Source organism: Microbacterium sp. sgz311019 (assembly GCF_056135325.1).
The window spans coordinates 51375-77743 of the sequence record NZ_JBWAXO010000012.1 but is presented as its reverse complement, the minus strand read 5'-3'; the positions used below and the strand labels follow the sequence as shown (position 1 = coordinate 77743).

The window sequence follows — 26369 nt, the reverse complement described above, 5'->3', positions numbered from 1 at the left end:
CCGTCGGCGGGCGGCCCCGGTCAGGACGTCGGGATCGTGAGGATGGGGTCGCTCGTCGGCTGTCCGCTCGGCGATCCGCCCGACTCCTCCACGGTCACCGCGATCACATCGCCCGGCTGCATGCCTGGCTTCAGCAGTGCCGACGTGGAGCGGCCGCTCGCATCGAACGTCCCGGCCGGGATCGCCGTCTCGTCGCGCACATACCAGAGCTCGAAGGTCTGGTCGTTGGACACGTGGGGCATGTCACCCGTGACCAGAACGGCTCGGTCCAGGGAGCCTGACCAGTGCAGGGTCGCCTCCCCACCGCCCTGGACAGGAGCGGATGCCTGCTGCGCGTCGGGCGCCGATTGGATGCGGTCGAGCGCGATGACGGCCGCGGGCTGGGCGTTCTGCTGCACCGCGATGACGGTGGCGGTGCCGATGCCCGCGACCAGGACCAGGGAAGCTGCGAGGGCGAACCAGCCGCGTCGGCCCCATCCACGCCCCTTCTGTCGGGCTTGATTGCGATCGGGGGACGCATCCGCATTCGCGCCCGTCGCGGCCGGCGCCTCGTCGATGCGGGCGAAGAGCTGATCTCGAAGCGCGGGCGGGGGCGCGACCTCACGCGGGAGCTCGGCAAGCGCCGCCGCCGTGTCGGCATCCTCCGCCGCGATCGCGACCCACTCGGGGTGCTCGGCGAGGGCACCGCGGAAAGCACGCTGATCGTCGTCGCTCAGCGCGCCGAGGGCTGCGCCGGCCGCCAGCAGGGCGAACTCTTCCTCGGTCACTGCGCCACCCCCATCTCCACTCGCAACTTCGTCAAACCATCCCTCATGCGGGTCTTCACCGTCCCCAGGGGCGCACCCGTCAGCGCCGCGATCTCGGACTGCGAATACCCCCCGAAGTACGCAAGCACGAGCGTCTCACGCTGCGCTTCGGGCAATCTGCGCAGTGCTCCCGCCACCCGTTCCGACTCGATCTTCAACTCGACCTGCTCTGCGACGTCTTCGGTCGGGGTCGCCAGTTCCCTGAACCCCGCCCGGATGTCGCGGTCCGTGCCGGCCTGCGCCGATCGGACCCGGTCTATCGCCCGGCGGTGCGCGATGGTCAGCAGCCACGTACGTCCGCGTCCTCTGTTCGGAGCGAAGCGCTCCGCGGATTGCCACACCTCGAGGAAAACCTCCTGGAGGATCTCCTCGCTCTGCGCCCGGTCGACGAGCACCCGCAGGATGAGACCGAAGACGCGCGGCGCAAGCGTGTCGTACAGCTCGGCGAATGCGCTCCGATCCTTGTTCGCGGTGCGCTGGATCAGGATGCCGACGGCGTCGACGGCATCCTCGCCCTGATCGGGCATGTCGATTCCGTCGATCACCACCCTCCCAGCATGCCGCACACCGCGGCACATCCCGCGTACGGGCTCCGCCGAACCGCCATCCGATCCGATGGGCGCGCCGAATACCCGCGTCGATTCCGCGGTCGCTCGGCGCCGAGGTCGCGGCCGCGGGCGTCGCCGCGCGGCTCACGTTGCTCGGTGCGGGAGGCCGTGTCTGCAGGAGTGGCGGCTAATGTGGGCCTGCAGCGGATCCGTGTGCCGGATCATGAGCGATGCTCGCCGATACGCAGACGCGAGACGACGGCTGCAGGTCGGGCACCGCATCGGCGCAGATGCCGATGACCGGCATCCGACGAGGACTGAGGAGCGCGATGTCGAAGAAGAGCCCGGCCAAGTCGTCCGTCAAGCGGGTCCCGAAGCGCCTGTACAAGGCCGAGTTGGAGCGGCTGCAGATCGAGCTTGTCGAGATGCAGCAGTGGGTGGCCGATTCGGGAGCGCGCGTCCTGGTGATCTTCGAGGGCCGGGATGCCGCGGGCAAGGGCGGAGCGATCAAACGCGTCATGGAGTATCTGAATCCCCGGCATGCCCGGGTGGTGGCTCTGACGAAGCCCTCGAAGAGGGAACGCGGGCAGTGGTATTACCAGCGCTACTTCGAGCGGCTTCCGACGAAAGGCGAGATCGTCCTGTTCGATCGGTCCTGGTACAACAGGGCCGGAGTCGAGCGCGTCATGGGGTACTGCTCCGAATCGCAGTACCAGGCGTTCCTTCGGCAGACCCCCATCATCGAGCACCTGCTGATCGAAGACGGGATCATTCTGCTCAAGTACTGGTTCTCGGTGTCCGATGAGGAGCAGCAGGCGCGCTTCGAGTCGCGGCTCGAAGACCCGATGCGCCGCTGGAAGCTCTCGCCCACGGATCTCGAGTCGATCCTGCGATGGGAGGACTATTCGCGGGCCAAGGATGCGATGTTCGCGGCCACCGATACGCGGGAATCGCCGTGGTGGACCGTAGAGAGCGACGACAAGCGCAGCGCTCGGCTGAACATGATCAGCCATCTGCTGAGCAGCATCCCGTACCGCCATCTCGAGTGGGATGACATCTCCCTCCCCGATCGACCCGGCGGAGACGACTACGAACGGCCTCCGGTAGAGCAGTTCCAGTACGTTCCCGACATCGCCGCCGAACTGGGCGGCAAGAAGTAGCACGAGCACGGCCGGGGCCAGCCGACGTATCACCGCGCGTTCCGGCTCGCCTGCCGGAGAGAGAAGAGGACCCAGGGACATGCGCATCGCGATCGTCTGGAATCCATCGAAGACAGAGAGAGCACCGCTCGAGGCGGCACTGGCCGATGCGCTCGACGGGATGCCGACTGCCGACGTCCGCTGGTTCGAGACGACGGAGCAGGATCCAGGACGGGGAGCCGCCGAGGCCGCACTGACGGACGGGGCGGATCTGCTGATCGTCGCGGGCGGCGACGGCACGGTCCGCGCGGTCGCGGAGTCCCTCGCTGAATCCGCGGCGGACGTCGAGCTGGCGATCATCCCGCTCGGCACCGGCAATCTGTTCGCCCGGAACCTGGACGTGCCCATCGACGACGTTCCGGCGGCGTTCCGGCGAGCGCTCGAGGGTGACGGCCGACCGGTCGACGTCGGATGGGTGGAGGTGCCGGCGGACGGTGGCACCGCGCGTCACGGGTTCGTCGTCATGGTCGGCTTCGGGCTCGATGCGCAGATGATCGTCGAGACCGACGACGATCTCAAGGATCGGGCCGGCTGGCTCGCCTATGTCGAATCGCTCGGACGAGCCCTCTCCGGGAGCGACGTCCTGTCGTTCACGATCACCGCCGATCACGGAACGGCGTGGACCGAGAACGGGCATACCCTGCTCGTCGGCAACTGCGGCGCGCTGCAGGGCGGCGTGAAGCTCATGCCGGAGGCGGACCCGTCCGACGGCGAGCTGGACTTCATCGTGTTGAGCGCCGAGGGACTGGCGCAGTGGCTGGGCACGGTGAAGACGCTGGTCTGGGACAACGGGCTGAAGCGGCTCATCGGAACGACGGAGGACGTCGCCGACTCGGAGTCGCTTCGACGTGGACGGGCCTCGGTCCTCGCCGTGACGCTTCCCGAGCCACGGCTCCTCGAGATCGACGGAGAAGAGCTCGGCGAGGCGCAGGAGTTCACCGTGACCGTCCAGCCGTCGGCGATGAGGGTGCGATGAACGACATGCGCACGGCCGGGTCGGATCCCCGCCGCACGGTCGCCCTGGTGGTCGGGATCGTGGCGGCCGTCGCCTTCGTCGCCCTCGACTACGTGATCTCTCTCGACGGGCGCCAGCCGCTCGCCCCCGATCTGTGGTGGCACGGGCTCATGGTCTCGTATCTCGCTGAGCCGGGAGTCGTCATCGCCTGGGTGCCGTCCATCGTCGGCGGCACCATCGGGATGATCGTGATCGCCATCGTTCTCGTCGCTGTGTTCCTCTGGCGACGACGACCGTGGGATGCTGCGAACATCGCGATCGCGATCGCCCTGGTCGTGGCGATCGGAGCGCCGATGTCCTACATCGTCGCCAGGGTACGCCCGAGCGATTCTCTGGCCGAGAGCACGGCGACGTCGTTCCCCTCCGGTCATACGGCCGTCGCGACGACCGTGGTGGTGACCTTGGGCCTGCTGCTGAGGAAGTGGTACGTGTGGGTCGGCGGCGTGCTGTGGGTGCTGTGGATGATGTGGGCGAGGACCTATCTCCATGCGCACTGGCTCAGCGACGTGGTCGGGGGCCTGCTGGAGGGAATAGCTGTCGCCACTCTCGTGTGGTGTGCCGTCGAGGCGATCCGCGATCGTCGGGCGGCACGCTCGAGCCCGTCCGCCGCGGCCGGGTCATGAAGCACAAGGGATCGTCGACGAGCGGCGGTTGCCGCCGACCGCGCCAACCTGGAGGATCTGATTATGAGTGCTCCGAAGGCCGCGGCCCGAGCGGCTGAGAATTCCCCCGTCCTGCGCGGGCTGGCGCGAGCCGGGTACATCGTCCTCGGCGTCGTGCACATCATGATCGGCGTGGTGGCGATCTCGATCGTCACAGGGGGTGGCGGGACGGCCGATCAGAGCGGCGTGATGTCGCAGATCCGGCAGGCGCCGGTGGGCGTGCTCCTGCTCTGGCTGATCGTGCTGGGTCTGCTCGCCCTGGCGATCTGGCAGATCGTGCAAGCCATCGTCGAGCGCAACCCCGACTCCAAGAAGAAGTGGGGTTACCGGGTGAAGTTCGTCGGCACCGCCGTCGCCTATCTCGCCATCGGCTGGACCGCGCTCATCTACGCGGTCGGCGGACAGTCGGATTCGGTGCAGTCGTCGGTGACGTTCACCGCAGACCTGCTCGCGACTCCGGGGGGCGTCATCCTGCTGGGCCTCGTCGGACTCCTCATCGCCGGCATCGGCGTCGCCTTCATCGTGCGCGGATTCACGCGCGCGTTCAAGAAGCACCTCGATCTTCCGAGCGGGGTGGCCCGGCCCGGTATCGTCACCTTCGGTGTCATCGGCTACGTCGCGAAGGGCATCGCCATCGGCGTCGCTGGGCTCCTGTTCATCGTCGCCGCGTTCACTCACGACCCGGGGAAGGCGGGCGGGCTCGATGGCGCCCTGCGCACGCTCGCCGCGTTGCCGTTCGGTGCCGTCATCCTCTGGGTGGTCGGCGCGGGGCTCGTCATCTACGGAGTCTTCTGCTTCGCGCGCGCTCGCTACGCACGCATGTAAGGAAGTGCGATGGCCGCGCACGCCCGGCGCATCACTCGTGAGCAGTGGAGGATCCGGCGATGAGGGATGACGGGATGGACTGGTTCGGCGGGGACCGGGCGACGGGGATGTCGCCCGTCCTCCGCGACTCCGAGGTGTCGTTCTTCGTGGATGCCGAGGAGTACTACGCCGACCTGCGTGCCGAGGTGACGTACGCCGCTGCGCAGAGCGGGGATCGCCTCCTCTGCTGGATCGGCTTCGAGGCGACCCTCGGCACTCTGATGCCTCCTGTCGGGCCCCAGCCGTCGATCAAGGCGGCGGAACGCCGGCACCGGCGAGAAGGCGACGTGCGGTGGCGTGATGTACTCCGCGGTGCGACGAGCAGAGGGATGATGGTCCGCGCGCTGCTGAACCTGCATCCCGCGCCCAAACCGCCCGACAGGTACGTCGAGGCCAACCTCACCACCGTGAGCGAGCTCAATCAGTTCGAGAACACCCTGGCGATCGACGACTTCCGCTACCTCTTCATGAACGGGACCCACCACCAGAAGCTGGTGGTGGTGCAGAACGAAGAGGAGCTGTTCGCCTACGTCGGATCCATGGACGTCCATCGCGATCGCATCGCGGATCGCTGGTGCGAGGTCGGATGCAAGGTGAGGGGAGAGGCGGCGCGCGAGCTCTATCGCGTGTTCCATGCGCGCTGGCTCGAACACCCGGAGGTCCTGAAGGGGATGCCTCGCGAGCGTGCGTGGCTTCCCGCTCCCGAGGATGTGACGGTCGCCTCGGTTGCGGGGCACACGCTCACTCAGGCCTCTGTGACGGTGGGGAACCCGACCCGGAAGAATCCTTTCCGTCCCCTCGGGCCCTCGGAGCAGGTGGTCAACCAGGCGCATCGGCTTCGGCTCGGCACGCCGGAGGTCACCATCGATCTCCCCGCCGTGCCCACGGTCGAGGTGCCGGCGCTCAAGGTGGCGGACATCGCAGGAAACGCCTTCTTCACCGAGAAGGATCCGACCGCGTCGCCGATCATCGCCGTGGCGGCCGAGCAGCCGCCCGTCTACGCGAACGGCACCTGGACCCTGAGCTCGGAGGGTCGCACCGGCATCTACCACCAGATCGCCGCTGCCCTCCGCCGCACGAGGCACCACATCTACCTGGAGGACCAGTACCTGATCAACGACGTCGCGATGGGTTCGCTCCCCTCCATGCTCGACCTGCTGATCGAGAAGGTGCAGGAGCCCGACTTCCGCAAGCTCATCATCCTGTGCAGCAGGATCGAACAGATCGAGGAGGAGTTCCAGTTCCAGGCCAGCCCCCATCGACGCTCATTCGTCGAGCAGCTGGCGGCGGCGGGCGGCGACAAGGTCGTGATCTGTCAGTACAAGTCGGCGGACGCTGTCGGCATCACGTCGGACCCGGAGTCGGTCTGGCCGTTCTACGTCCACTCCAAGACCTGGATCTTCGACGATGAGCTGGCCGTCGTCGGCTCGGCCAACTGCAACCGCCGCGGATACAGCCACGACACGGAGCTCGACTTCGCCGTGTACGACACCGAGCGCGGAATGATCGCCGACCTCCGCCGGCGCATCTGGCTGCGCCGGCTCAACACGGCGATGGTGGACATTCCTGTCACGGCGGGTGACGTCGACGACTTCCTCGCCGGAGCGCGATTCTGGGAGAGGCCGGACGTGTTCGGGCTCACCATCGAGAACAGCCGGATCGGCGTGGACGCCTTCATGGCGCTCGATGTGCCGAGCGACCAGGATCCTGACGTCGCCAACGCGCTCGGCTGGGGCGGGCTCCGCAGCTATGTCGACCCGCTCGGCTCGACCGCGGAGCAATTGGTGTGGAACATCGTCCTCGACCCCGAGGGAACGTAAGACGACCACGGGGAGACGTGCCCACAGCCGCAGGTCACTGTGAGCGCCCTCCGGGCGGATCCGGGGTCGCTGCGGGGGACTCGACGGTGACCCAGATCGGCGGATGCGGTTTGCGGCTCTCGCGATAGAGCACATAAGCGAACGGGGCCCAGACGATCACTGCGACTCCGACTCCGATGAGCATGCCTCCGACGGTGTCGGAGATCCAATGCGCTCCGAGATAGGTGCGGCTCAGCATCATCAGCAGCGTGTAGGCGCCGCCCACGATCCATACCCACGCACGCCAGAAGATGATTCCGAGCGTCGTGGCGATGAGCGCTGCATTCGCGCTGTGGCCGGACGGGAACGAGCCGAAGTCGGCCGTGACGAGGATGTCGGTCGGCCGCGGGCGACCGACGAGGCTCTTGATGACGAAGACGATCAGCTCGCTCGCGATTGCGGCACAGGCGAAATAGAGCGCGCCCCAGGGCCTGCGCCAGAGCAGCAGGCCGGCGATGATGGCAACGGGGACAACCGCGGTCCCGCCGATGGGCCCGCCGATCCAGTTCAAGACGAGGGCGGCGTTCGTGAGGTACGGCGCGCGGGCCTCGACCAGTTCTCCCATCCACTCCACTTCGAAGCCGAAGGGCTTGTCCGCCTGTCGATAGAAGATCACCGCGCCGAGCAGGACGACGAGCAGCAACGTGGCGGCCGCGGAAACCACCCACCACAGGCGAGCGATCTTCACGGGCGCGGGGGCTGCGCTGCCGACCACCTCCGAGACTGGTTCGTGATCCATCTCTCGATAGTACGTTCAACGGTCCGCCGCGAGCTCCCGTGCGATCGCGTGCGCGGCGGACCGCGCATCCAGCCCGATCTGGAAGAGCTGACCCTTCAGCGGATTGAACAGGCCGACGAACCGCAGACCGGGCGCGCCCGGCACCGTGCCTGCTCCCGCGGCGAGCGGGACACCCCGCGAGTCGAGCACACCGAGGTGTCCGACGAGGGGATGCAGGCCCGTCGTATAGCCGCTCGCGACCACCACCGCGTCGGGGGTGAGACGCATCCCGTCGCTGAGGACCGCGTCGGCTCCGTCGAAGCGCTCGAGTGCGGCGACGGGTGCGACCGTGCCCGCGCGGAGGGCGGCGACCAGTCCGACGTCGATCGTGGGCGTCACCCCCGTCGCCCGCACCTGGGCGACGACGCCGGCGCGCGGTGCCGGCATCCCGAATCGTGTGAGATCTCCGAGTGCGATGCGCTGAAGGAGCCGGTTCACGGGATCGACGAGCGGTGCGGGCAGGTAGCCCATCGGCATCGCGAGGAGCGTCGCAGGCACAGGGCCGAACTGGCGGGGTATGACGTTCGGCGGGGTGCGGATCGCGAGGTGCACGGAGGATGCGCCGTGCTCGGCGAGGTCCGCCGCGATCTCCGCCCCCGAGTTGCCCGCGCCGACGACCAGCACGCGCGCGCCGGCGAACCCCTCGGCGTTGCGGTACTGGGTGGCGCGCACCATGCGTCCGGGGAACGCTTCCTGCCCGGGCCACGGAGCGAGGGCAGGGGAGTGCGCATATCCGGTCGCGAGCACGACCTGTCGAGCCGTCAGCTCCCCGGCGCCCGACGTCACTCTCCAGCCGGCGTCGGCCTGCTCGAGGCGCTCGACCTCCGTGCCGAAGACGGGGGCGATGCCGTACTCACGGGCGTACACGCGGAGGTAGTGCGCCATGTCGTCCTTGGACACCCAGCGACCGAACCGCCGCGGCATCCGCAGGCCGGGAAGCGCCGACTGGATGCGGGGCGTGTGCAGGTGCAGCCGGTCGTAGCGCGTGCTCCACGACTCGCCCACGGCCCCGCCTCGGTCGACGACGAGTGCGTCGACGCCCCGCCGTTGCAAGCAGGCGGCGACCGCCAGGCCCGCCGGCCCGGCCCCCACGACGAGAGCGTCAGCGTCCATGCCCCTCCCGGGCGACACCCTAGCCCCGGGCAGCGCCCGCGTCAGGTCAGGATGTCCTTCGTGGTGAACCGGCCGATCGCGAAGGCGCCGAAGATCACCACGTAGGCGAGCTGCAGCACGAGGTTCTGACCGTACGAGTCGAACAGTATCGGGCTGCGCAGCAGATCGGCGAACGAGAACCACAGGTGCGTCGGCAGGTACGGGTGGATGGCGTCGAACTGCGGCAGCTGGTCGATGACCTGCGAGACGCCGGCGACGAGCACGGTCGCGGCCATCGCGCCCACGGGCAGCGACGTGAGAGTCGAGATGAACAGGCCGATCGCGCACAGGCCCAACAGCGAGACGGCCGCGTAGCCGGCGAGCAGCAGCACCCGGCCGAACGCCTCGGCGAGGCTCACGGTGTCGCCTGACAGCAGGGTGACCGGCCCGATCGGAAACAATGCGGCGCCCGCCGCGATGCCGCCGATCACGATCGCGAGCACCGCGGCCACGACGAAGGCGAAGCTCGCGAGGAACTTGACGCCGAGCAGACGCACGCGGCCGACCGGGGCGATCAGCAGGTAGCGGAGGGTGCCGAAGCTCGCCTCGCCGGCGATGGAGTCGCCCGCGACCACCGAGACGGTGAGCGGCAGGAAGAGCGGGATCGACACCGTGAGCGCTGTGAAGATCACGAAGACGCCGTTGCCCGTGATGTCGGCGAGGAACGCGGGGCCACGTCCGCGCGATCCCGCGCCGGTGAGCCTGACCGCGACCGCGATGAGCACGGGCACGAGCGCGAGCAGGACGAGCATGACGATCGTCCGCCACCGCCGGAACATGGTGGCGAGCTCCGACCCGAGCAGCGCGAACGGACGCCTCCGGGCAGTCGGCGCTTCAGCCGTCGACATCGAAGCCCTCCCCGGTCAGCTCCACGAACCGCTCCTCCAGACTCGCGCCGGTCACCGCGATGCCTCGCACGCGCACGTCCTCGTGGACGAGTGCGGCGGTGACGGCCTCGACGCGCAGATGGGCGGGGAGGACCGCATCCAGCTCATCCGCGCTCGCGCGCACGGGCGAGAGTCCGAGTCGTCGCAGAGTGGATGCCGCGGCCTCCGCGTCGGGCGTGCGCACGCGCAGGCGCGGCGCGCTCTCCGCACGCAGCGCCTCGAGGGTGCCCGACGTGACGAGACGTCCCGAGCGCATGACTGCGACGTGGGTGCAGACCTGCTCGACCTCGGTGAGCAGGTGGCTCGAGAGGAACACCGTGGTGCCCTCGTCGGCGAGCGAGCGGATCAGCGACCGCACCTCTCGGGTGCCCTGGGGGTCGAGTCCGTTGGTGGGCTCGTCGAGGACGAGCAGGTCACGGGGTCCGAGGAGGGCGGATGCGAGTCCCAGCCGCTGCTTCATGCCGAGCGAGTACGCCCCCGCACGCTTGTTCGCCGCGGCGCCGAGGCCGACGCGGTCCAGTGCCCGCCCGACGCGTGCGGCACGCGTCGACCGCGAGGACATCGGGTCGGCGGCGTCGAAGCGCGCGAGGTTCGCGGCGCCGGAGAGGAACGGGGCGAACGCCGGGCCCTCGACGAGCGCGCCGACCCGCGGGAGCACTGTCGCTCCGGCGCGGGGCATGTCGCCGCCGAGGAGGCGGATGTCGCCGGCTGTCGGTGCGGCGAGGCCCAGCAGCATCCTGATCGTGGTCGTCTTGCCCGACCCGTTCGGACCGAGGAAGCCGAAGACGGCGCCGCGCGGCACGTCGAGATCGAGGCCGTCCACCGCGGCGCGGCTTCCGGAGCGGCCGAACCTCTTCGTCAGGCCGCGGGTGACGATGACGTCGTCATCGCTTGCGGAATCCGGCGGATGACCGCTCACTTGGCCGCGGCGAGCAGCGTCGCGGCGGGCACAGCACCCGCGAACACGGTGCCGTCGTCGCGCAGGTAGACGGTGAAGAGGGAGGTCTGCAGCATCCGTCCGCCGTTCACCTGGCGGCTGAGCTCGTTCAGAAGGCGTGCGTTGCTGCCGGTGAGGTCCGACATCCCGGTCGTGAGACCCGTGCCGCCGGCGACCTCGACGATCGACGTCCACCCCGATCCGATCACCACCGGCTTCTGCATCTCGGGCTTCTCGGTGTGAATCCCCTTGGTCTCGTGCGACGGCGCCGTCATGTCCTTGACGGTCGTGCCCGCCGGCGGCGTGAACGCGAAGACGTCGGCGCCCGGGCGCGAGAAGTCCACCTTGGTGAAGCCGACGCTCACCGCCGGCGTCGACTGGCCGCGGGCGTGGAGCTGCGTGCGCAGGGGCACGCCGGTCGCCGCATCCACCGTGATGACGGCCGACCCGACGAGTGTCGCCGAGGTCTTGGGCTCGAGGGTCAGCGTGTACACGCCGTGACCGAGGAATGTCCCGGTCGCGACGGAGACCGTCGTCGTCGGCGTGATCGACGCGATCAGCTCGTCGGCGACCGCGGCAGGACTGGTCGGGCTCGGCGTCTCAGGCGTCGCCGGGTCGCCGGATGCCGTCACGTGCGTCGCCGTGCGCGCCTTCGCGTCGTACATCCAGACCGAGGTGCCGTTGTGGATGAGGTCGCGCTCGCCGAGCGTGTCGAGCATCTGGACGCGCTGCTGGGACCGACCGTCCACATACACCTGAGCGGTGTGCGAGCCGGTGAGCAGCTGGATCAGGCTCGTCGCGTCGAAACCGCCGCCTGAAGGTGCTCCCGAGGACATCGAGGTGGGCAGCTGGGGAAGTCCGAGATCGGAGCTCTGCACCACCGTGCCGGAGTAATGGGCGTCATGACTGCCCGCGATGAGCGTCAGCACCTGCGCCGCCGTCTTGGCAGGCGGCGGCGATGCGGCGTCGGCGATCGCGGGGACCGCGACCGCGGCGACCACCACGGCGACCGGTGCGACGATCGCGGGAATCCACCCTCGGCGGAACGTCATCGGGAAACACCTCCCCGGCGACGCGGGCGGCGCCGCCTTCGATCGCGAGCATATGCTCGTTCGCTCGGGGTCGGCTGAATGTTCGCTATACCTCGGCCCCCGATGACACCGCCGCACCCGTGCGCGAGATTCGCAGCCACGTGTCCACGACCGTGTCGGGGTTCAGCGACAGCGACTCGATGCCCTGTTCGACCAGCCATTCGGCGAGATCCGGGTGATCGCTGGGACCCTGGCCGCAGATGCCCACGTACTTCCCCTGCCGCCGGCACGCGTCGATCGCCATGGACAGGAGCTTCAGCACCGCGGGGTCGCGCTCGTCGAAGGTGTCGGCGACGAGGGCGCTGTCGCGGTCGAGCCCGAGGGTCAGCTGCGTCATGTCGTTGGAGCCGATCGAGAACCCGTCGAAGAACTCGAGGTACTCGTCGGCGAGGAGCGCGTTCGTCGGCACCTCGCACATCATCACGACCTTGAGGCCGTTCACCCCGCGGCGCAGGCCGTTCTCAGCGAGGAGTTCGACGACGGCCTGGCCCTCGCCGACCGTGCGGACGAACGGCACCATGACCTGCACGTTCGTGAAGCCCATCTCGTCGCGCACGAAGGACAGCGCCTCGCACTCCATCTCGAAGCACTCGCGGAAGTCGGGGGAGATGTACCGGGATGCGCCGCGGTACCCGATCATCGGGTTCTCCTCATGCGGCTCGTAGCGCTCGCCGCCGATGAGGTTGGCGTACTCGTTCGACTTGAAGTCGCTCATCCGCACGATGACGGGCTCAGGTGCGAACGCCGCGGCGATCATCGCGATCCCTTCGACCACGCGGTCCACGAAGTACTCGCGCGGCGAGGGGTAGGCGGCGATGCGCTGGGCGATCTCGTCGCGCAGCTCGTCGGGCAGCGTGTCGAACTCGAGGAGCGCCCGGGGATGGATGCCGATCTGCCGATTGATGATGAACTCGAGGCGGGCCAGCCCCACACCGGCGTGCGGGAGTCGGGAGAACGAGAACGCCTGATCGGGAGTCCCGACGTTCATCATGACCTTGACCGGGGGCTCGGGCATCTCGTCGAGGTGCGTCTCCTCCTCGGCGAAGTCGAGGATGCCGTCGTAGACGAAGCCGGTGTCGCCCTCGGCGCACGAGACCGTGACCTCCTGCCCGTCCCGCAGCGTGCGTGTGGCGTCCCCCGTGCCGACGACGGCGGGGATGCCGAGCTCCCGCGCGATGATCGCGGCATGGCAGGTGCGGCCGCCGCGGTTGGTGACGATCGCCGCGGCGCGCTTCATGATCGGCTCCCAGTCCGGGTCGGTCATGTCGGCGACCAGCGCATCCCCCGTCTGGAAGTCGCTCATCTGCGCGATGTCGCGCAGGACGCGGACGGGGCCCGCGCCGATGCGCTGGCCGATCGCGCGGCCGGCGACGGCGACCGTGCCGCGCTCGTGCAGGCGGAAGCGGCGGATGACGTTGGCCGACACCCGGGAGACGACCGTCTCGGGGCGGGCCTGCAGGATGTACAGCCGGCCGTCGACGCCGTCCTTGCCCCACTCGATGTCCATCGCCCGGCCGTAGTGCTCCTCGATGGCGAGGGCGTGACGGGCGAGCTCTTCGAGCTCGGCATCTGTGATCGAGAACTGTGCGCGGTCGGCAACCGGCACGTCGACGAACGCCGTGCTCGATCCCGCCTCGCGGCTGTCGGTGTAGCGCATCGCGATGGCCTTCTCGCCGACCGCGCGCTTGAGCACCGCGGGCCGCCCGGCGCGCAGGGCGGGCTTGGAGACGTAGAACTCGTCCGGGTTCACGGCGCCCTGCACGACGGCCTCGCCGAGACCGTACGAGCTCGTCACGAACACCGCCTGGTCGAAGCCCGACTCGGTGTCGACGGTGAACATGACGCCGGACGCGCCGACGTCCGAGCGCACCATCCGCTGCACGCCGGCGGACAGCGCGACGTCGTCGTGGGCGAAGCCGTGGTGCACGCGGTACGCGATGGCCCGGTCGTTGTACAGGGATGCGTAGACCGAGCGGATCGCTGCCAGCACGTTGTCGACGCCGCCGACGTTGAGGAAGGTCTCCTGCTGCCCGGCGAACGACGCGTCGGGCAGGTCCTCGGCCGTCGCCGACGACCGCACGGCCCACGTCACCGTGTCGGGCTCGGCATCCGTCGTCACGAGCGTGTCGAACGCGGAGCGGATGTCGCGCTCGAGATCGTCGGGGATCGGATGCTCCGCGATCCACGAGCGGATCTCCGTGCCCACGTGCGTGAGCGCCGTCACGTCGTCGATGTCGAGGCCGGCGATCGCATCGCGGATGCGTCCGCGCAGATCGTCGTGCTCGAGGAACCGGCGGTAGGCGTCCGCCGTGGTCGCGAACCCGCGCGGCACGCGCACGCCGAGGCCGGCGAGGTTCGAGACCATCTCGCCGAGCGACGCGTTCTTACCGCCGACCTGGGGCAGGTCGTCCATGCCGATCTCGTCGAACCAGAGGATGTTGCTCATGGCGTTCTCCTTCGTGAGGGGGTCGTCGGGCCCGGGAAGGACCGGTCAGGCGCGGAGCCTGAGGGTCTGCAGGATCACCGCGGACATCTCCTCGACGCTCTTGGTCGAGGAGTTGAGGAACGGGACGCGATTGCGGCGGTAGAGGTCCTCGGCGCGGCGCAGCTCGAGGGTGCACTGGGCGAGGCTGGCGTACCGCGAGTCGGGGCGGCGCTCGTGCCGCACCTGGCTCAGCCGCAGCGGCGTGGTCGTGATGCCGAAGCAGCGTGACGCGTAGGGGGCGACCAGCCGGGGAAGACCGTCGGTGGGGAAGTCCTCATCGGTGAGCGGGTAGTTGGCCACGAGCAGGCCGTACTGCAGCGCGAGGTACATCGTGGTCGGCGTCTTCCCGCAGCGGCTGGGCGCGACGATGATGACGTCGGCGATGTCTAGGGCGCGCGAGCTCTGGCCGTCGTCGTGCTCGATCGCGTACTCCACGGCTCGCATGCGGGCGAAGTACTGCGTGGCGTCGCCGAGCATGTGGAACTGGCCGAGTTGCTCGGATGCGGTGGTGCCCAGGGCCTCCTCGAGCTCGGTGAGGTGGCCGCCGAGGAGATCGATGGTCGTCGCCGGTGCCGTGGAGAGGACCGAGCTCACGGACCGCTTCTTCGTGGTCCGGAAGACGATGGGGTCGAGGCCAGCGGCCGCATCGTCCGCGATCTGGCGGACGACGTTCGCGGCGCCCTCGGCGGAGTCGATGAAGGGGATCGTGTGCTTGACGAAGACGAACCCGGGGAAGTTCGCGAGCAGGGCGTTGCCGAGCGTCTCGGCCGTGATGCCGGTGCTGTCCGAGACGAAGTACGCCGCTCGTCTGGCGGTCGCGGTCGTGGCATGAGGCGAGGCCGTCGATTCCGTCATGTTTTGACTGTAGCGCGAAGCCATCGGGCTCCTTGCGTCGAATCACGCCGAAAAGATTGCTGATCTTTTCGAATGGGCAAGAAGCGGATGCTGCCGCACAGGCGGGTGACGGCGAGTTGCCATGGCGATACCCTCTGCTCATGACCGAGAACCAGGGCACGCCCGACGACCCGTGGCAGCTGCGGACTGCGCCGGGGACCAGTGCCTACACGATGTACCGCGACGGCGACGAGCTCGTCTGTCAGGTCGGGTCGACGACGCTGAAGTACCAGGCGCGGGCGATCGAGGATCTGCGAGCCTGGCTCGTCGAGCAGGGGGACTGGGTGCCGCTCGGCGCCGCCGACGAGCAGAAGCCGGCGGCTCCCGGCACGGTCGAGGCCTTCGGCCGTGCCGACGACAACCCGGTCGGTGGCTGGTACGGCCTGCGCAAGGGCTACCGCGGCCGGTTCGGGATGTACCTCCCGCCGCTGCTCGAGCACCTCGGTCTCGTCGAGCTCGAGCACAACGCGCGCAACAACCGGGTGCGCGCGATCTGACCTCCCCGCGCCCGTGCGGCGGGATGATGAGTGGCGTGGAGCAGCGCATCGGCCGCGTGGCACTGAGCGACGGCACCGAGATCGCCTACGCGACCGCAGGATCCGGGCCGGCGCTGCTGCTGCTGCCCGGCTGGGTGTCGCACATCGAGCTCGACTGGGCGCTCGAGCCGCTGCGACGGTTCGCCGAGGCGATCGCCCCGGGCCGCACCCTCGTCCGCTACGACCGCCCCGGGAACGGGCTGTCCGGGCCGGCGCCCGAGGGGGCGGACATCGCCGAGCTGGAGCTCGACGTCATCGACGCCGTGATGGATTCGGTCGGCGCCCGCGAGGCCGATGTCGTCGGCACCTCGCTGTCGTCGGAGTTCGCGGTGCGGTGGGCGGCCCGTCATCCCGATCGGGTGCGCCGCCTCGTGCTCTACGGCGGGTGGGTGGACGGCGCTCGGCTCGGCGACCCGGAGGGCCGCGAGCACGTGCTCGAGCTCGTCGGAACGCATTGGGGCTTCGGGTCGGAGCTGCTCACCGACATCTTCGCGCCCGGGGCGGATGCGGAGTTCCGCACCGCATTCGCGACGCTGCAGCGGGCCGCGGCATCCGCCGACACCGCCCATCGCATCCTCGCCGCCGCTTACGCGATGGACGTTTCCGACGACCTCGGCCGCATCACGGCGCCGACGCTCGTCATCCATCGCGAGGGCGACCGCGCCGTGCCGGTCGAGGAGGGCCGACGCCTCGCGCAGGGCATTCCGGGCGCCCGGCTCACGGTGCTCCCCGGCCGTGCGCACATCGCCTTCGTGGGGGACGTCGACGCGGTGGTGGATGCCGTGCGCCAGGGTCTCGGGCTTCCGAGGTCGACCGTGCGCTTCGCGCCGAAACTCACCCCGCGCCAGCTCGAGGTCGCAGGACTCGTCGCCGAAGGGTGCTCGAACCGGCAGATCGCCGAGCGGCTCTACATCACCCAGCGCACCGCCGAGTCGCACGTGGACCGCATCCGCGAGCGGCTCGGGCTGCGCTCGCGCGCCCAGCTCGCGGCCTGGTACGCCACCTCCGTCCACTGAAAGTGCCGTGTTTCCACGGCTGTGCCCGGCGTCCACGCGAAAGACCATGGAACCGAGCCCGAGACGCGGGCCGGAGCCTGGGGACCTGACATGGATGAGCTGCTGGAGACCGACTACCTGATCGTGGGGGGCGGAGCCGCGGGGATGGCGGTGGCCGACGTGCTGTTCGCCGAGACGGATGCGTCGATCGTCGTCGTCGATCGACGCTCGAACCCGGGTGGGCATTGGAACGACGCCTACCCGTTCGTGCGGCTGCACCAGCCGTCGGCGAACTACGGCGTCGACTCGCGTCCGCTCGGCGACGAGCTGCGCCGGGACGCCTCACCCCTGAACCGGGGCTTCCTCGAGCGGGCGTCGGGTGCTGAGATCGTCGCCTACTACGAGCGCCTCGTGGCCGACCTCGTCGCGTCGGGGCGCGTGCGCTTCCTGCCCGCGCACGACCACACCGGCGAGGTCGACGGCGTCCACCGGCTGGAGTCGCTGCTCGGGGGCGCATCCGTCCGGGTGCGGGTGCGCCGGAAGGTGGTGGATGCGACAGCCATGCGCACGTCGGTTCCCGCCACGCACACGCCGACTTTCGCGGTCGCGCCGAGGGTGCGCTGCATCCCGCCGAACGGCCTCGCGCACCTGACCGCCGCGCCTGAGGGATACGTCGTGATCGGCGGCGGCAAGACCGGCGTCGACACCTGCCTGTGGCTCCTCGAGTCGGGCGTGCCCGCCGGGATGATCCGGTGGATCGTGCCGCGCGACTCGTGGTTCCAGAATCGCGCCGGCATGCAGCCCGTCGGCGAGTTCGCCGTCGATGCGCTCGCGGCTCAGACCGTTCAGGCCGAGATCGCGGAGACCGCGGCGACCGTCGACGAGATCTTCGCGCGGATGGAGGATGCGGGGCAGCTTCTGCGCCTCGACCCTCAGGTCACCCCGCGCATGTTCCACGGGGCGATCCTGTCGGTCGCCGAACTCGAGCTGCTGCGGACGATCACCGACGTGGTGCGGAGGGGTCGGGTCCGGCGCATCGAGCCCGAGCGGATCGTGCTCGACGAGGGGGACCTCGCATCCACTCCCGGTGCCCTCTACATCGACTGCTCGGCGATCGGCGCGCCCCGGCTGGCGACGAGGCCGATCTTCGCCGGGAGGACGATCACGCCGCAGATGGTGAGGATGCTGCAGCCCGTGTTCAGCGCCGCGCTCATCGCGCATGTCGAGGCGACCGTGGAGGGCGACGCCGAGAAGAACGCGCTGTGCCGGCCCATCCCGATGTCCGACGACCCGGCCGACTGGATCCCCATGACCCTGATGAACCTCGCCAACCAGCGCGCCTGGCGATCCGACCCGCGCGTCGGGGAGTGGCTCCTGACCTCGCGGCTCGACCGGTTCTCGCGGCTGACGCGCGACATCGCCCCGGACGACGACGTGAGCCTCGATCTGCTGCGGCGCTATCGCGCGGCGATCCCGGGCGCGGTCGCCAACCTGCAGACGCTGCTCACGGCGTCGGCGCGTCGACTCACGACGGTGTGACGGTCACGAGGCGGGGGATCTCGGCGAGCGAGTGATACACCGGGATGCCGCGCTCCTGCGCGATCGCGACATCCCGGTCGGCCCCGCGCGAAGCGCCCGGCAGCCGCAGCACGGCGTCGCAGTGCTGGAGGAGCCGCTCGGCCGTCGGGTACATCACGTCGGCGGCCAGCGGGCCGGTCGGGCCGTCCGCGCCGGCGCTGCTCAGCACGGGAAGAGCGACCCACTCGCCGATCATCGGCACATGGCCCGCCTCGAAGATCGGCCACGCGGCCTCCTCGAGTCGCTGCAGGTTCCGCGCCATCAAGGCGGGGTCGCCATCGGTCCCAGACGCGTACGGACCGGCGATCAGGATCATCATGGGCATGCTCATGTGCGGTACGATATCGCAAGAACATGCAGAAGCGTGCAAGATCAGGAAGGAATCGGATGCTCGCCGCCGCGCGAAAGGACCTGTTGCAGGAGCGACTGCGTCGCGACGGGCGCATCGTCGCCAAGGACGTCGCGGCCGAGCTCGGACTGTCGGAGGACAGCATCCGTCGCGATCTCCGCGAGCTCGACGCCGCCGGCCTCGCCGTCCGCGTCTACGGGGGTGCGCTGCTCGCCTCGCCCGCCGTGGCCGACTACGCGGCGCGCACGGCGGTCGCGCCGGAGAGCAAGCGCCGGGTCGCGGCGGCCGCGGCCGCCCTCATCCGGCCGGGCAGCACGGTCATCCTCGACGGAGGAACGACCACGCTCGCGATGGTGGATGCCCTGCCCAAGACCTTCTCGTGCACGATCGTGACGCACAGCCCGACGGTCGCGGCGTCGCTTCTCGACCACGCCGCAGATGTCTTCCTCATCGGCGGGCGGCTGTTCAAGCACTCGGCGGTGGCGTGCGGGGCGGCCGCGGTCGAGATCGCGAACGGCATCAGCGCCGACCAGTTCTTCCTCGGGGTCACGGGCGTCCACTCGGCGGCGGGGCTCACGACGGGCGACCCGGAGGAGGCCGCGATGAAGCGGGCGCTCGCCGGCCGAGCGGCGGAGACCTACGTCCTCGCGAGCGAGGAGAAGATCGGCACCGCCTCGCGCTATGCGGTGCTGCCGCTCGACGAGGTCGCCGGAATCGTGACGGACACGGATGCGGGCGACCCGACCCTGCGCGACCTCCTGGACCGGGGCGTGAGGCTGATCTCGGCCGCCTGACCGGCATGGCGGCGGCTCCGGATCCGGAGCACACTGTATGGCGGCTCGCCGAGGCGCGAGCACCCCGAAGGATGCGAGGTCTGAAATGCCGAACGAGCGCGCCGCCGAGTTCCTCCGACTCCACTCCGGACCCGGATTCGTGCTCCCCAACGCGTGGGACGCGGGCTCCGCCCGAATCCTGGAGCAGGCCGGATTCCCGGCGATCGCCACGACGAGCGCCGGCGTCGCCTGGTCGCTCGGCGTCCCCGACGGCGGTGCGATCGACCTCGAGACGATGCTCGAGCGGGTCGCCGAGATCGTTGCCGCGGTCGGCGTCCCGGTGACCGCGGACCTCGAGGCGGGCTACGGCGACACAGCCGCGGAGGTCGGCCGCACGGTCGAGCGGGCCCTGGCGGCCGGTGTGGTCGGCGGCAACATCGAGGACACCCGGCAGGGAGCGCTCATCGATGTCGATGAGGCCGCGGACCGCCTGGCGGCGGCACGGGATGCCGCTCCCCGCGGCACCTTCGTCCTCAATGCGCGCACGGACGCCTATTTCATGGGCGGATCGGGCGATCCGTTCCGCGAGACGGTGGAGCGTGCACACCGCTACCTCGACGTCGGCGCGGACTGCATCTTCGTCCCTGGGGTGAACGACGAGGACAGCATCCGGCGGCTCGCGGCGGAGATCCCGGCTCCGCTCAACATCGTCGCCGGGCTCAGCGCGACCATCATCGATGCGCCGACGCTCTTCTCGCTCGGGGCGAGACGAGTCAGCCTCGGTGGCAGCCTCGCGCGCGTGGCGATCACGGCGCTCGAGCGCGCGGCACGGGAGCTCGCCGGATCGGGCACGCTCGGATTCCTCGACGGAGCGATCAGCTACGCCGACGTGCAGCGCCGCTTCGCCCGTTGACCGGCTGCGACGCCCACCGCGACGCGATCCGGGCGGCGCTGCCGACGCGAGCGCTCACCAGGCCTGGATGCGCTCCGGCGTGAAGATGATCACGGTGCTGAACTTCTCCGCGATCTCTTCCATCGGCGTGCCGTAGGACTCGATCGCCTCGGCGTACTTGGCGACGTAAACGTCGTTGTTCTCGGCGAGCCAGTCGGACATCGTCTGCTCGGAGATCTCGGCGGTGCCGTGCAGGATCACGACGTCGTCACCGAACGGTCCGCCCGCCTGCAGATGGATGAGCACGGGGGCACCTCGCCGAACGGCGGCGACCTTGCCCGTCCGGGGCTCGCTCATGATGACCATCCGCCCGCCCTGCCAGAGGAACCAGATGGGCACGGCCCGCAGCGAGCCATCGGCAGCGGTCGTGACGAACCACGCGATGAGCTCGTCCTCGAGCATCTTCAGGGCCTTGGCATCCGTCGGGTCTGAGGGGTTCAGCAGGGAGGTCATGGCCGCGAGTCTACGAGCGTCGCCCGACGGTGCACGGGGACGCGGCATCCTCATTCGACCAAGCTGCGGAGAAATGGTCGGCGTGCACCCTAGAGTCGGGGCATGACCGCGCCGAGCATCGTCGTCGACAACGTCCATCGTGCCTTCGGCGACGTGTACGCCGTGCGCGGCATGAGCTTCGAGGCCACCGCCGGGCGGGTGACCGGACTGGTCGGGCCCAACGGCGCGGGCAAGACGACGCTGCTCCTCATGCTCGCCTCACTCCTCGCACCCGACGGCGGCACGATCCGGTTCGGCGACGTCGATCCGATAGCCGATCCGGCGAGCGCGCGGGCGCTCATCGGCTGGATGCCGGATTCTCTCGGTGCGTGGCCGTCGCTCACGGCGCGCGAGACCCTGACGACGACGGGCCGCCTCTACGGCGTGAGCAGAGCGGACGCGGCGACAAGGGCGAGCGCACTGCTGGACCATGTGGGCCTCGCCTCGCTCGCGGATTCACCGGCCCGGGTGCTGTCTCGCGGCCAGAAGCAGCGACTCGGGCTCGCGCGTGCGCTCGTCCACGATCCGCAGGTGCTCCTGCTCGACGAGCCCGCGTCAGGACTCGATCCGCAGGCTCGTGTCGAATTGCGTGGCATGTTGCGCGGCTTCGCCGCCGAAGGCCGCACAGTGCTGGTCTCGAGCCACGTCCTCGCCGAGCTCGAGGAGGTCGTCGACGAGGCCGTCTTCGTCGTCGCGGGCGAGACCGTGACGGCCGAGCGGGTCGCCGCCGCATCTCGCACGTCCCGCGCCTGGCGCCTGCGCGTCGCAGGGGCCGCGGCAGAGGATGCTCGCAGGAGGGTCGCATCCGTTCTCGGCGCCGCGGTCGACGTCGACCGGCAGGATCTGCTGGTCACGTTCACCGGCGAGGACGCGGCGGCGCAGGCGCTGCGCTCCCTCGTCCAGGCAGATATCCCGGTCGTCGAATTCGGCCCGGCGATGGGCTCGCTCGAGCATACGTTCCTCGATCTCCATCAGGCGGCTGCGCCCCCGACGGAGACAGCCGCGCGAGACGAGCCCGAGGAGAGGGCCTCGTGAACGCGGGACGCCTCTGGACCGTGATCGCCCTGGACCTGACGCAGCGCGTCCGCAGCGTCGCCTGGTACGTGCTGCTGGGGATCTTCGCCCTCGTCCTGCTGATCGTCACGCTGCTGACCCTCGCCGGCTCCCGACATCAGGAGCAGTCGGGTGTCGTCGTCTACTCGGTGATCATCTACGTCGTGCTGTTGCTGGTCGTGCTCGTGTCGCCGACATTGGCCGGAAACGCGATCAATGGAGACCGGGATGCAGCGACTCTGGCGCCCGTGCAGGTCACGCTCGCGACGACCGCCGAGATCGTGCTCGGCAAGTTCCTCGCCGCGTGGATCACGGGCCTCGCGTTCGCTGTGGTCGCGGTGCCGTTCATCGTGATCGCACTGATCGTCGGCGGCGTGTCGCCGGCCGTCGCCCTCGTGTCACTCGCTGTCTTGATCGTCGAGATCGGCGTCGTCGCCGCGATCGGTGTGGGGCTCAGCGGCATCCTCGCCCGCCCGCTGTTCTCCGTGGCCACCACCTATCTCGTCGTGATGGCGCTCGTCGTCGGCACCGGTATCGCGTTCGCCCTCTCCGGCCTCGCAATCCGCACGGAGGTCACCTACCAGACCCGCGATGTCGTGTTCGACGGCAACAACGAGGCGAGCGGCTGCAGCGACTGGAATCACTACACCTCCGAGCAGCCGCGCTTCGATCAGGTGTGGTGGATGCTCGCGGCCAACCCGTTCGTGATCCTCGCCGACGCGACGCCCGCGACCTTCGACGAGAACGGCTATCCGCGTGATGCGTTCAGCGGGCTCAAGGCGGGGGTCCGCCAGGCGCAGATCGCCCCCGTCACCGAGGTGCGCTACGACGGGTGCCAGCAGTCCACCGGGTTCGATCGGACTCCCGAGCAGGTGGTCGCCACCACGACGCCGAGCTGGGCTGTCGGCCTCGGCATCCAGATCCTGCTCGCCGGCGGAATCCTGCTCTGGGGAGCATCGCGCACGCGTACACCCGCGCGTCGGCTGCCGCGGGGCACTCGCATCGCATAGCCCAGCGATGACTCCTCGCGCCGGCGGACGGTGCTCGACAGCCGAGAAGCCGCGCAAGCCGGCCCCGCAGCGAAACCTGATTATCCGGGGCGTGTCCGAATCCGCCGCGCTCGTTCGACGGAACAGGTGAAGGGGCCGAAAGGCGGCCCCGCCCACCGGAAGGACCGCTCATGCGGAAGATCGTCGCGTTCGCGCACATGACCCTCGACGGGTACGCCGCGTCGAATGAGGGGATGGGGCTCGAGTGGACCCATCGCGCCTACACCGAGGAGCTCGCCGACTACGCGCAGCACATCCAGGAGGACTTCGACCTGCCCGTCTACGGACGGGAGACCTACCTCGGCATGTCGGGCTACTGGAGCGCCCAGCCCACGGCCGAGAGCACCGAGACCGAGCGCGAGCACGCCGAATGGGTCAACGCCGTCGACAAGATCGTGGTCTCGACGACCCTCGAGTCGGCGGACTGGAACAACACCCGGCTCGTCGGCGGTGACCTCGCGGCCGAGTTCGGGCGGCTCAAGGAGACGGATGGCGGGACGATCGCGATCTACGGCAGCCCCAGGCTCGTCCACTCCTTCCTCGCCCTCGGCCTCATCGACGAGTTCCGGATCGTGGCGCACCCCATCGTGATCGGCGGCGGGACGCCGCTGTTCCCTGCGGGAACCGCGCTCGAGCTCGACCCCGTGGAGACGAAGCCGTTCGAGAGCGGCGCCGTGTACCTGCGCCTGACCGTGGCGTAGGGGAGGATCGGACACATGCGCTACCTGATGCTGATCCGGCCCGACATGGAGAACCTTCCCCAGTGGGGACCGGACGAGAAGCTGGAGGAGGAGATGGGCCGGCTCATCGAGGAGATGACGAAGGCCGGCGTGCTCCTGGACACGGCAGGGCTCCGCCCCTTCGACGAGGCCGCCCGCGTCCGACTCGCGAACGGCGAGACGACCGTGCTCGACGGCCCGTTCACGGAGTCGAAGGAGGTCGTGGGCGGTTACTGCCTGCTGCAGACCCGCTCGCGCGACGAGGCCATCGAGTGGGCGACGCGGTTCCTCCGCATCCACGGCCCCGAGTGGACGATGGAGCTCGAGCTGCGGGAGCTGGACGAGGCGTGACGGACGTGCCCATCGACCGCGCGGTCGCCCGCGCGGTCGATGCGGCCTGGCGGATCGAGTGGCCGCAGCTGGTCGCGGTGCTGACGCGGCTGGTCGGCGACATCACGACCGCCGAGGACATCGCCCAGGACGCGCACGTCGCCGCCCTCGAGCAGTGGCCGCGCGACGGCGCGCCGGCGAACACGGGGGCGTGGCTCATGACGACCGCGAAGCGGCGGGCGGTGGACCGCATCCGCCGGGAGGCGACCCTTGCCCGCAAGCTTCCGCTGCTCGAGGGCGAGCTTCTCGCTGACCTGGACTCGGCACCGGGGGACCCGGCATCCATCGTCGACGGCGAGATCGCCGACGACCTGCTGCGGATGCTGTTCACCACCTGCCATCCCGTGCTGTCGCGGGCGTCGCAGGTGGCCCTGACCCTGCGCCTGGTCGGCGGGCTCACGACGGAGGAGATCGCCCGGGCGTACGTCGCGGCGACGCCCACGATCGTGCGTCGCATCTCGCGCGCCAAGCGGACGATCGCGCAGGCGGGCGTCCCGTACGAGGTGCCCTCGGGCGCGGAGCTCGCGACGCGGCGGGATGCCGTGCTCGAGGTGATCTACCTCGTGTTCAACGAGGGCTACGCCGCGACGGCGGGCGACGACTGGATGCGCGCGGAGCTCTGTGCCGAGGCGCTGCGCCTCGTGCGGATGCTGTGCGGGCTGATGCCGGCGGAGCCGGAGGTCTTCGGACTCGCCGCGCTCCTGGAGCTGCAGGCGTCGCGCCTGCGCGCCCGGCACGATGCGAGCGGCAGGCTCGTCCTGCTGCGCGATCAGGACCGCACCCGCTGGGACCGGCTGCTCATCCGACGCGGCTACGCCGCTCTCGGCAAGGCGCATGCCCTCGCGCACGAGCGCGGACGGGCTCCGGGGCGCTACGCGCTGCAGGCCGCGATCGCCGCTCTGCATTCCATGGCCGCGACCGCCGACGACACCGACTGGCGACGGATCGCCGGGCTCTACGCCATCCTCGCCGCGCGCTTCCCGTCGCCGATCGTCGAGCTGAACCGCGCGGTCGCGGTGGCGGAGGTGCACGGCCCGTCCGCAGGTCTCGACCTTCTCGACGCGGTGGTGGATGCCGGGTCCCTCGACGAGTACCACCTGCTGCACGCCGTGCGCGGTGACCTGCTCGCCCGACTCGGTCGCCTCGCTGAGGCGCGCGAGGAGTTCCTGCGCGCGGCGGAGCTCACAGCGAACGCGGCCGAGCGGGCGCTCATGCTGAGCCGGGCGGACGAGTGAGCCGCGATCAGGCGGCCGACGACCGGACAGCGCGGCGTCGGTCTCTTCCGCGCCCGGCGCGTCGCGTGCCACGATGACCGCATGACTCTCGAGGCCTCTCCGCGCGATGTCCAGGATTCCTCCGTGCCCGCCGCGTCGCCGGGCGACTCTCCGCAAGCCGTGGATGCGCCGCTGACCCGGTCGGCGGTGTTCCTCGTGCTGGCGCTGCGCGACGGCGACGCAGCCGCGGCCACCGCCCGCGACGTGCTCGGCGGCATCGACGACCTCGTCAAGACGGTGAACTTCCGCGACATGCGCGCTTCCCTCGTGTGCGTCGCCGCCATCGGCTCGCGCGTGTGGGATGCGATCACCGGCCTCCCGCGACCGGCCGAGCTCCACGAGTTCGAGCCGGTCGCCGGAGCGGTACACACCGCCCCCGCCACCGAGGGCGATCTGCTCTTCCACATCCGCGCCGACAGTGCCGACCTGTGCTTCGAGTTCGAGCGTCTGCTGCTGGCGGCACTCGGCGAGGCGGTCGAGGTCGTCGACGAGACCATCGGCTTCCGCTACTTCGACGCGCGCGATCTGCTCGGCTTCGTGGACGGCACCGCGAACCCCGTCGGACGCGCGCTGCCGACCGCGACCATCGTCGGCGACGAGGACCCGCTGCATGCCGGCGGCTCGTACGTCGTCGCCCAGAAGTACGTGCACGACGTGACCGCCTGGCAGGCGCTCACCACCGAGGAGCAGCAGGCCGTCATGGGCAGGACCAAGGTCGACAACGTCGAGCTCGCCGATGCGGAGAGTGGCCAGAAGTCGCACAAGACGCTGAACACGATCCGGGACGACCACGGCGAGCATGCCATCCTGCGCGACAACATGCCTTTCGGGAGCGCCGCGGCGGGCGAGTTCGGCACGTACTTCCTGGGGTACACGCGACACTTGTGGGTGATCGAGCGGATGCTGCAGCGCATGTTCATCGGCGACCCGCCGGGACTGCACGACCGGCTCCTGGACGTCTCGACGCCGAGGACCGGCACGGTGTTCTTCGCCCCGAGCGCCGAGACGCTCGCCTCATGGGGGGACTGATCG

Annotated in this window: 27 protein-coding genes; 16 read left to right on the top strand and 11 right to left on the bottom strand. The window is 69.9% G+C overall.

The annotated features are described in order from the left end of the window. Positions 1-20: 20 nt before the first annotated feature. Together AC0NZN_RS17070 and sigK are read right to left on the bottom strand one after the other, a co-directional pair. A complete protein-coding gene (locus AC0NZN_RS17070; RefSeq protein ID WP_474593521.1) occupies positions 21-767 on the bottom strand; it encodes an anti-sigma factor in 747 nt (248 codons plus the stop codon). Next, on the bottom strand, positions 764-1354 hold the full coding sequence (gene sigK, locus AC0NZN_RS17065; protein WP_474593520.1) for an ECF RNA polymerase sigma factor SigK: 591 nt from the start codon (positions 1352-1354) through the stop codon (positions 764-766). The genes AC0NZN_RS17070 and sigK overlap by 4 nt, the downstream gene beginning before the upstream one ends. A gap of 329 nt (positions 1355-1683) precedes the next feature. Between sigK and ppk2 the strand changes: the two genes are divergently transcribed. The 5 genes from ppk2 to AC0NZN_RS17040 all read left to right on the top strand — a co-directional run bounded on the left by ppk2 (position 1684) and on the right by AC0NZN_RS17040 (position 6914). Beyond that, a complete protein-coding gene (ppk2, locus tag AC0NZN_RS17060; protein WP_474593519.1) occupies positions 1684-2514 on the top strand; it encodes a polyphosphate kinase 2 in 831 nt (276 codons plus the stop codon). A 79-nt stretch (positions 2515-2593) separates the two neighbouring features. Further along, positions 2594-3529, top strand: coding sequence for a diacylglycerol/lipid kinase family protein (locus AC0NZN_RS17055; protein WP_474593518.1), 936 nt, complete (start codon positions 2594-2596; stop codon positions 3527-3529). Next, positions 3526-4191 carry a phosphatase PAP2 family protein gene (locus tag AC0NZN_RS17050; protein ID WP_474593517.1) on the top strand — a complete coding sequence of 222 codons (666 nt, stop codon included), beginning with the start codon at positions 3526-3528 and terminating at the stop codon, positions 4189-4191. Before AC0NZN_RS17055 ends, AC0NZN_RS17050 begins: the two co-directional genes overlap by 4 nt. A gap of 63 nt (positions 4192-4254) precedes the next feature. After that, positions 4255-5055 (top strand): DUF1206 domain-containing protein, encoded by an 801-nt coding sequence (locus AC0NZN_RS17045; protein WP_474593516.1) that lies wholly within the window; start codon positions 4255-4257, stop codon positions 5053-5055. A 59-nt stretch (positions 5056-5114) separates the two neighbouring features. Next, positions 5115-6914, top strand: coding sequence for a phospholipase D-like domain-containing protein (locus AC0NZN_RS17040; RefSeq protein WP_474593515.1), 1800 nt, complete (start codon positions 5115-5117; stop codon positions 6912-6914). 34 nt (positions 6915-6948) lie between these two features. Here AC0NZN_RS17040 and AC0NZN_RS17035 read toward each other — a convergent pair whose 3' ends face one another. The 7 genes from AC0NZN_RS17035 to AC0NZN_RS17005 all read right to left on the bottom strand — a co-directional run bounded on the left by AC0NZN_RS17035 (position 6949) and on the right by AC0NZN_RS17005 (position 15138). Next, entirely contained in the window at positions 6949-7692 is a 744-nt protein-coding gene (locus AC0NZN_RS17035) for a phosphatase PAP2 family protein (protein WP_474593514.1), read from the bottom strand. A 15-nt stretch (positions 7693-7707) separates the two neighbouring features. Beyond that, positions 7708-8844 (bottom strand): flavin-containing monooxygenase, encoded by a 1137-nt coding sequence (locus tag AC0NZN_RS17030; protein ID WP_474593513.1) that lies wholly within the window; start codon positions 8842-8844, stop codon positions 7708-7710. A gap of 41 nt (positions 8845-8885) precedes the next feature. Beyond that, the gene (locus AC0NZN_RS17025) at positions 8886-9731 is read right to left on the bottom strand and encodes an ABC transporter permease (RefSeq protein WP_474593512.1); all 846 of its coding nucleotides are present in this window, start codon (positions 9729-9731) and stop codon (positions 8886-8888) included. Then, complete coding sequence (locus AC0NZN_RS17020) at positions 9718-10689, bottom strand: ABC transporter ATP-binding protein (protein WP_474593511.1); 972 nt, start codon at positions 10687-10689, stop codon at positions 9718-9720. The genes AC0NZN_RS17025 and AC0NZN_RS17020 overlap by 14 nt, the downstream gene beginning before the upstream one ends. Continuing rightward, positions 10686-11759: a LolA family protein gene (locus tag AC0NZN_RS17015; protein ID WP_474593510.1), complete on the bottom strand. Its 1074-nt coding sequence runs from the start codon at positions 11757-11759 to the stop codon at positions 10686-10688. Before AC0NZN_RS17015 ends, AC0NZN_RS17020 begins: the two co-directional genes overlap by 4 nt. A gap of 85 nt (positions 11760-11844) precedes the next feature. Next, positions 11845-14244, bottom strand: coding sequence for a phosphoenolpyruvate synthase (gene ppsA / locus AC0NZN_RS17010; protein WP_474593509.1), 2400 nt, complete (start codon positions 14242-14244; stop codon positions 11845-11847). 45 nt (positions 14245-14289) lie between these two features. After that, positions 14290-15138, bottom strand: coding sequence for a pyruvate, water dikinase regulatory protein (locus tag AC0NZN_RS17005; protein WP_474593508.1), 849 nt, complete (start codon positions 15136-15138; stop codon positions 14290-14292). 140 nt (positions 15139-15278) lie between these two features. Here AC0NZN_RS17005 and AC0NZN_RS17000 point away from each other — a divergent pair, with 140 nt between their 5' ends. The 3 genes from AC0NZN_RS17000 (at position 15279) to AC0NZN_RS16990 (ending at position 18247) form a co-directional block, all read left to right on the top strand. Continuing rightward, entirely contained in the window at positions 15279-15674 is a 396-nt protein-coding gene (locus AC0NZN_RS17000) for a DUF6855 family protein (RefSeq protein ID WP_474593507.1), read from the top strand. 35 nt (positions 15675-15709) lie between these two features. Beyond that, positions 15710-16729: an alpha/beta fold hydrolase gene (locus AC0NZN_RS16995; protein WP_474593506.1), complete on the top strand. Its 1020-nt coding sequence runs from the start codon at positions 15710-15712 to the stop codon at positions 16727-16729. 90 nt (positions 16730-16819) lie between these two features. Next, on the top strand, positions 16820-18247 hold the full coding sequence (locus tag AC0NZN_RS16990; protein ID WP_474593505.1) for an NAD(P)-binding protein: 1428 nt from the start codon (positions 16820-16822) through the stop codon (positions 18245-18247). Here the strand turns inward: AC0NZN_RS16990 and AC0NZN_RS16985 are convergent. After that, positions 18234-18617 (bottom strand): DUF4406 domain-containing protein, encoded by a 384-nt coding sequence (locus tag AC0NZN_RS16985; protein ID WP_474593504.1) that lies wholly within the window; start codon positions 18615-18617, stop codon positions 18234-18236. The two genes, AC0NZN_RS16990 and AC0NZN_RS16985, sit on opposite strands and share 14 nt — an antisense overlap. A 56-nt stretch (positions 18618-18673) precedes the next feature. On the opposite strand from AC0NZN_RS16985, the gene AC0NZN_RS16980 reads away from it, so the two are divergent. Further along, the gene (locus AC0NZN_RS16980) at positions 18674-19429 is read left to right on the top strand and encodes a DeoR/GlpR family DNA-binding transcription regulator (RefSeq protein ID WP_474593503.1); all 756 of its coding nucleotides are present in this window, start codon (positions 18674-18676) and stop codon (positions 19427-19429) included. A gap of 85 nt (positions 19430-19514) precedes the next feature. Continuing rightward, complete coding sequence (locus AC0NZN_RS16975; RefSeq protein WP_474593502.1) at positions 19515-20321, top strand: isocitrate lyase/PEP mutase family protein; 807 nt, start codon at positions 19515-19517, stop codon at positions 20319-20321. 54 nt (positions 20322-20375) lie between these two features. On the opposite strand, the gene AC0NZN_RS16970 is transcribed toward AC0NZN_RS16975, so the two are convergent. Then, positions 20376-20813 (bottom strand): PNPOx family protein, encoded by a 438-nt coding sequence (locus tag AC0NZN_RS16970; RefSeq protein WP_474593501.1) that lies wholly within the window; start codon positions 20811-20813, stop codon positions 20376-20378. Between the two features lie 102 nt (positions 20814-20915). Between AC0NZN_RS16970 and AC0NZN_RS16965 the strand changes: the two genes are divergently transcribed. From AC0NZN_RS16965 to AC0NZN_RS16940, 6 genes are all read left to right on the top strand, one after another. Next, a complete protein-coding gene (locus tag AC0NZN_RS16965; RefSeq protein ID WP_474593500.1) occupies positions 20916-21887 on the top strand; it encodes an ABC transporter ATP-binding protein in 972 nt (323 codons plus the stop codon). After that, positions 21884-22915, top strand: coding sequence for an ABC transporter permease (locus AC0NZN_RS16960; RefSeq protein ID WP_474593499.1), 1032 nt, complete (start codon positions 21884-21886; stop codon positions 22913-22915). The genes AC0NZN_RS16965 and AC0NZN_RS16960 overlap by 4 nt, the downstream gene beginning before the upstream one ends. A gap of 170 nt (positions 22916-23085) precedes the next feature. Further along, entirely contained in the window at positions 23086-23655 is a 570-nt protein-coding gene (locus tag AC0NZN_RS16955) for a dihydrofolate reductase family protein (protein WP_474593498.1), read from the top strand. Positions 23656-23670: 15 nt separating this feature from the next. Beyond that, a complete protein-coding gene (locus AC0NZN_RS16950) occupies positions 23671-24024 on the top strand; it encodes a YciI family protein (protein WP_474593497.1) in 354 nt (117 codons plus the stop codon). Continuing rightward, positions 24021-25298, top strand: a complete 1278-nt coding sequence (locus AC0NZN_RS16945) for an RNA polymerase sigma factor (protein WP_474593496.1) — start codon at positions 24021-24023, stop codon at positions 25296-25298. The genes AC0NZN_RS16950 and AC0NZN_RS16945 overlap by 4 nt, the downstream gene beginning before the upstream one ends. Positions 25299-25379: 81 nt before the next feature. After that, positions 25380-26366, top strand: a complete 987-nt coding sequence (locus tag AC0NZN_RS16940; protein WP_474593495.1) for a Dyp-type peroxidase — start codon at positions 25380-25382, stop codon at positions 26364-26366. The last annotated feature ends 3 nt before the right edge of the window (positions 26367-26369 follow it).

What these genes read in the sequence shown, in the direction of transcription:
- ppk2 (WP_474593519.1), top strand. Translation starts at nt 1,684, where the DNA reads ATGTCGAAGAAGAGCCCGGCCAAGTCGTCCGTCAAGCGGGTCCCGAAG.
- AC0NZN_RS17055 (WP_474593518.1), top strand. Translation starts at nt 2,594, where the DNA reads ATGCGCATCGCGATCGTCTGGAATCCATCGAAGACAGAGAGAGCACCG.
- AC0NZN_RS17050 (WP_474593517.1), top strand. Translation starts at nt 3,526, where the DNA reads ATGAACGACATGCGCACGGCCGGGTCGGATCCCCGCCGCACGGTCGCC.
- AC0NZN_RS17045 (WP_474593516.1), top strand. Translation starts at nt 4,255, where the DNA reads ATGAGTGCTCCGAAGGCCGCGGCCCGAGCGGCTGAGAATTCCCCCGTC.
- AC0NZN_RS17040 (WP_474593515.1), top strand. Translation starts at nt 5,115, where the DNA reads ATGAGGGATGACGGGATGGACTGGTTCGGCGGGGACCGGGCGACGGGG.
- AC0NZN_RS17035 (WP_474593514.1), bottom strand. Translation starts at nt 7,692, where the DNA reads ATGGATCACGAACCAGTCTCGGAGGTGGTCGGCAGCGCAGCCCCCGCG.
- AC0NZN_RS17030 (WP_474593513.1), bottom strand. Translation starts at nt 8,844, where the DNA reads ATGGACGCTGACGCTCTCGTCGTGGGGGCCGGGCCGGCGGGCCTGGCG.
- AC0NZN_RS17025 (WP_474593512.1), bottom strand. Translation starts at nt 9,731, where the DNA reads ATGTCGACGGCTGAAGCGCCGACTGCCCGGAGGCGTCCGTTCGCGCTG.
- AC0NZN_RS17015 (WP_474593510.1), bottom strand. Translation starts at nt 11,759, where the DNA reads ATGACGTTCCGCCGAGGGTGGATTCCCGCGATCGTCGCACCGGTCGCC.
- ppsA (WP_474593509.1), bottom strand. Translation starts at nt 14,244, where the DNA reads ATGAGCAACATCCTCTGGTTCGACGAGATCGGCATGGACGACCTGCCC.
- AC0NZN_RS17005 (WP_474593508.1), bottom strand. Translation starts at nt 15,138, where the DNA reads ATGACGGAATCGACGGCCTCGCCTCATGCCACGACCGCGACCGCCAGA.
- AC0NZN_RS17000 (WP_474593507.1), top strand. Translation starts at nt 15,279, where the DNA reads ATGACCGAGAACCAGGGCACGCCCGACGACCCGTGGCAGCTGCGGACT.
- AC0NZN_RS16990 (WP_474593505.1), top strand. Translation starts at nt 16,820, where the DNA reads ATGGATGAGCTGCTGGAGACCGACTACCTGATCGTGGGGGGCGGAGCC.
- AC0NZN_RS16985 (WP_474593504.1), bottom strand. Translation starts at nt 18,617, where the DNA reads ATGAGCATGCCCATGATGATCCTGATCGCCGGTCCGTACGCGTCTGGG.
- AC0NZN_RS16980 (WP_474593503.1), top strand. Translation starts at nt 18,674, where the DNA reads ATGCTCGCCGCCGCGCGAAAGGACCTGTTGCAGGAGCGACTGCGTCGC.
- AC0NZN_RS16975 (WP_474593502.1), top strand. Translation starts at nt 19,515, where the DNA reads ATGCCGAACGAGCGCGCCGCCGAGTTCCTCCGACTCCACTCCGGACCC.
- AC0NZN_RS16970 (WP_474593501.1), bottom strand. Translation starts at nt 20,813, where the DNA reads ATGACCTCCCTGCTGAACCCCTCAGACCCGACGGATGCCAAGGCCCTG.
- AC0NZN_RS16965 (WP_474593500.1), top strand. Translation starts at nt 20,916, where the DNA reads ATGACCGCGCCGAGCATCGTCGTCGACAACGTCCATCGTGCCTTCGGC.
- AC0NZN_RS16955 (WP_474593498.1), top strand. Translation starts at nt 23,086, where the DNA reads ATGCGGAAGATCGTCGCGTTCGCGCACATGACCCTCGACGGGTACGCC.
- AC0NZN_RS16950 (WP_474593497.1), top strand. Translation starts at nt 23,671, where the DNA reads ATGCGCTACCTGATGCTGATCCGGCCCGACATGGAGAACCTTCCCCAG.
- AC0NZN_RS16940 (WP_474593495.1), top strand. Translation starts at nt 25,380, where the DNA reads ATGACTCTCGAGGCCTCTCCGCGCGATGTCCAGGATTCCTCCGTGCCC.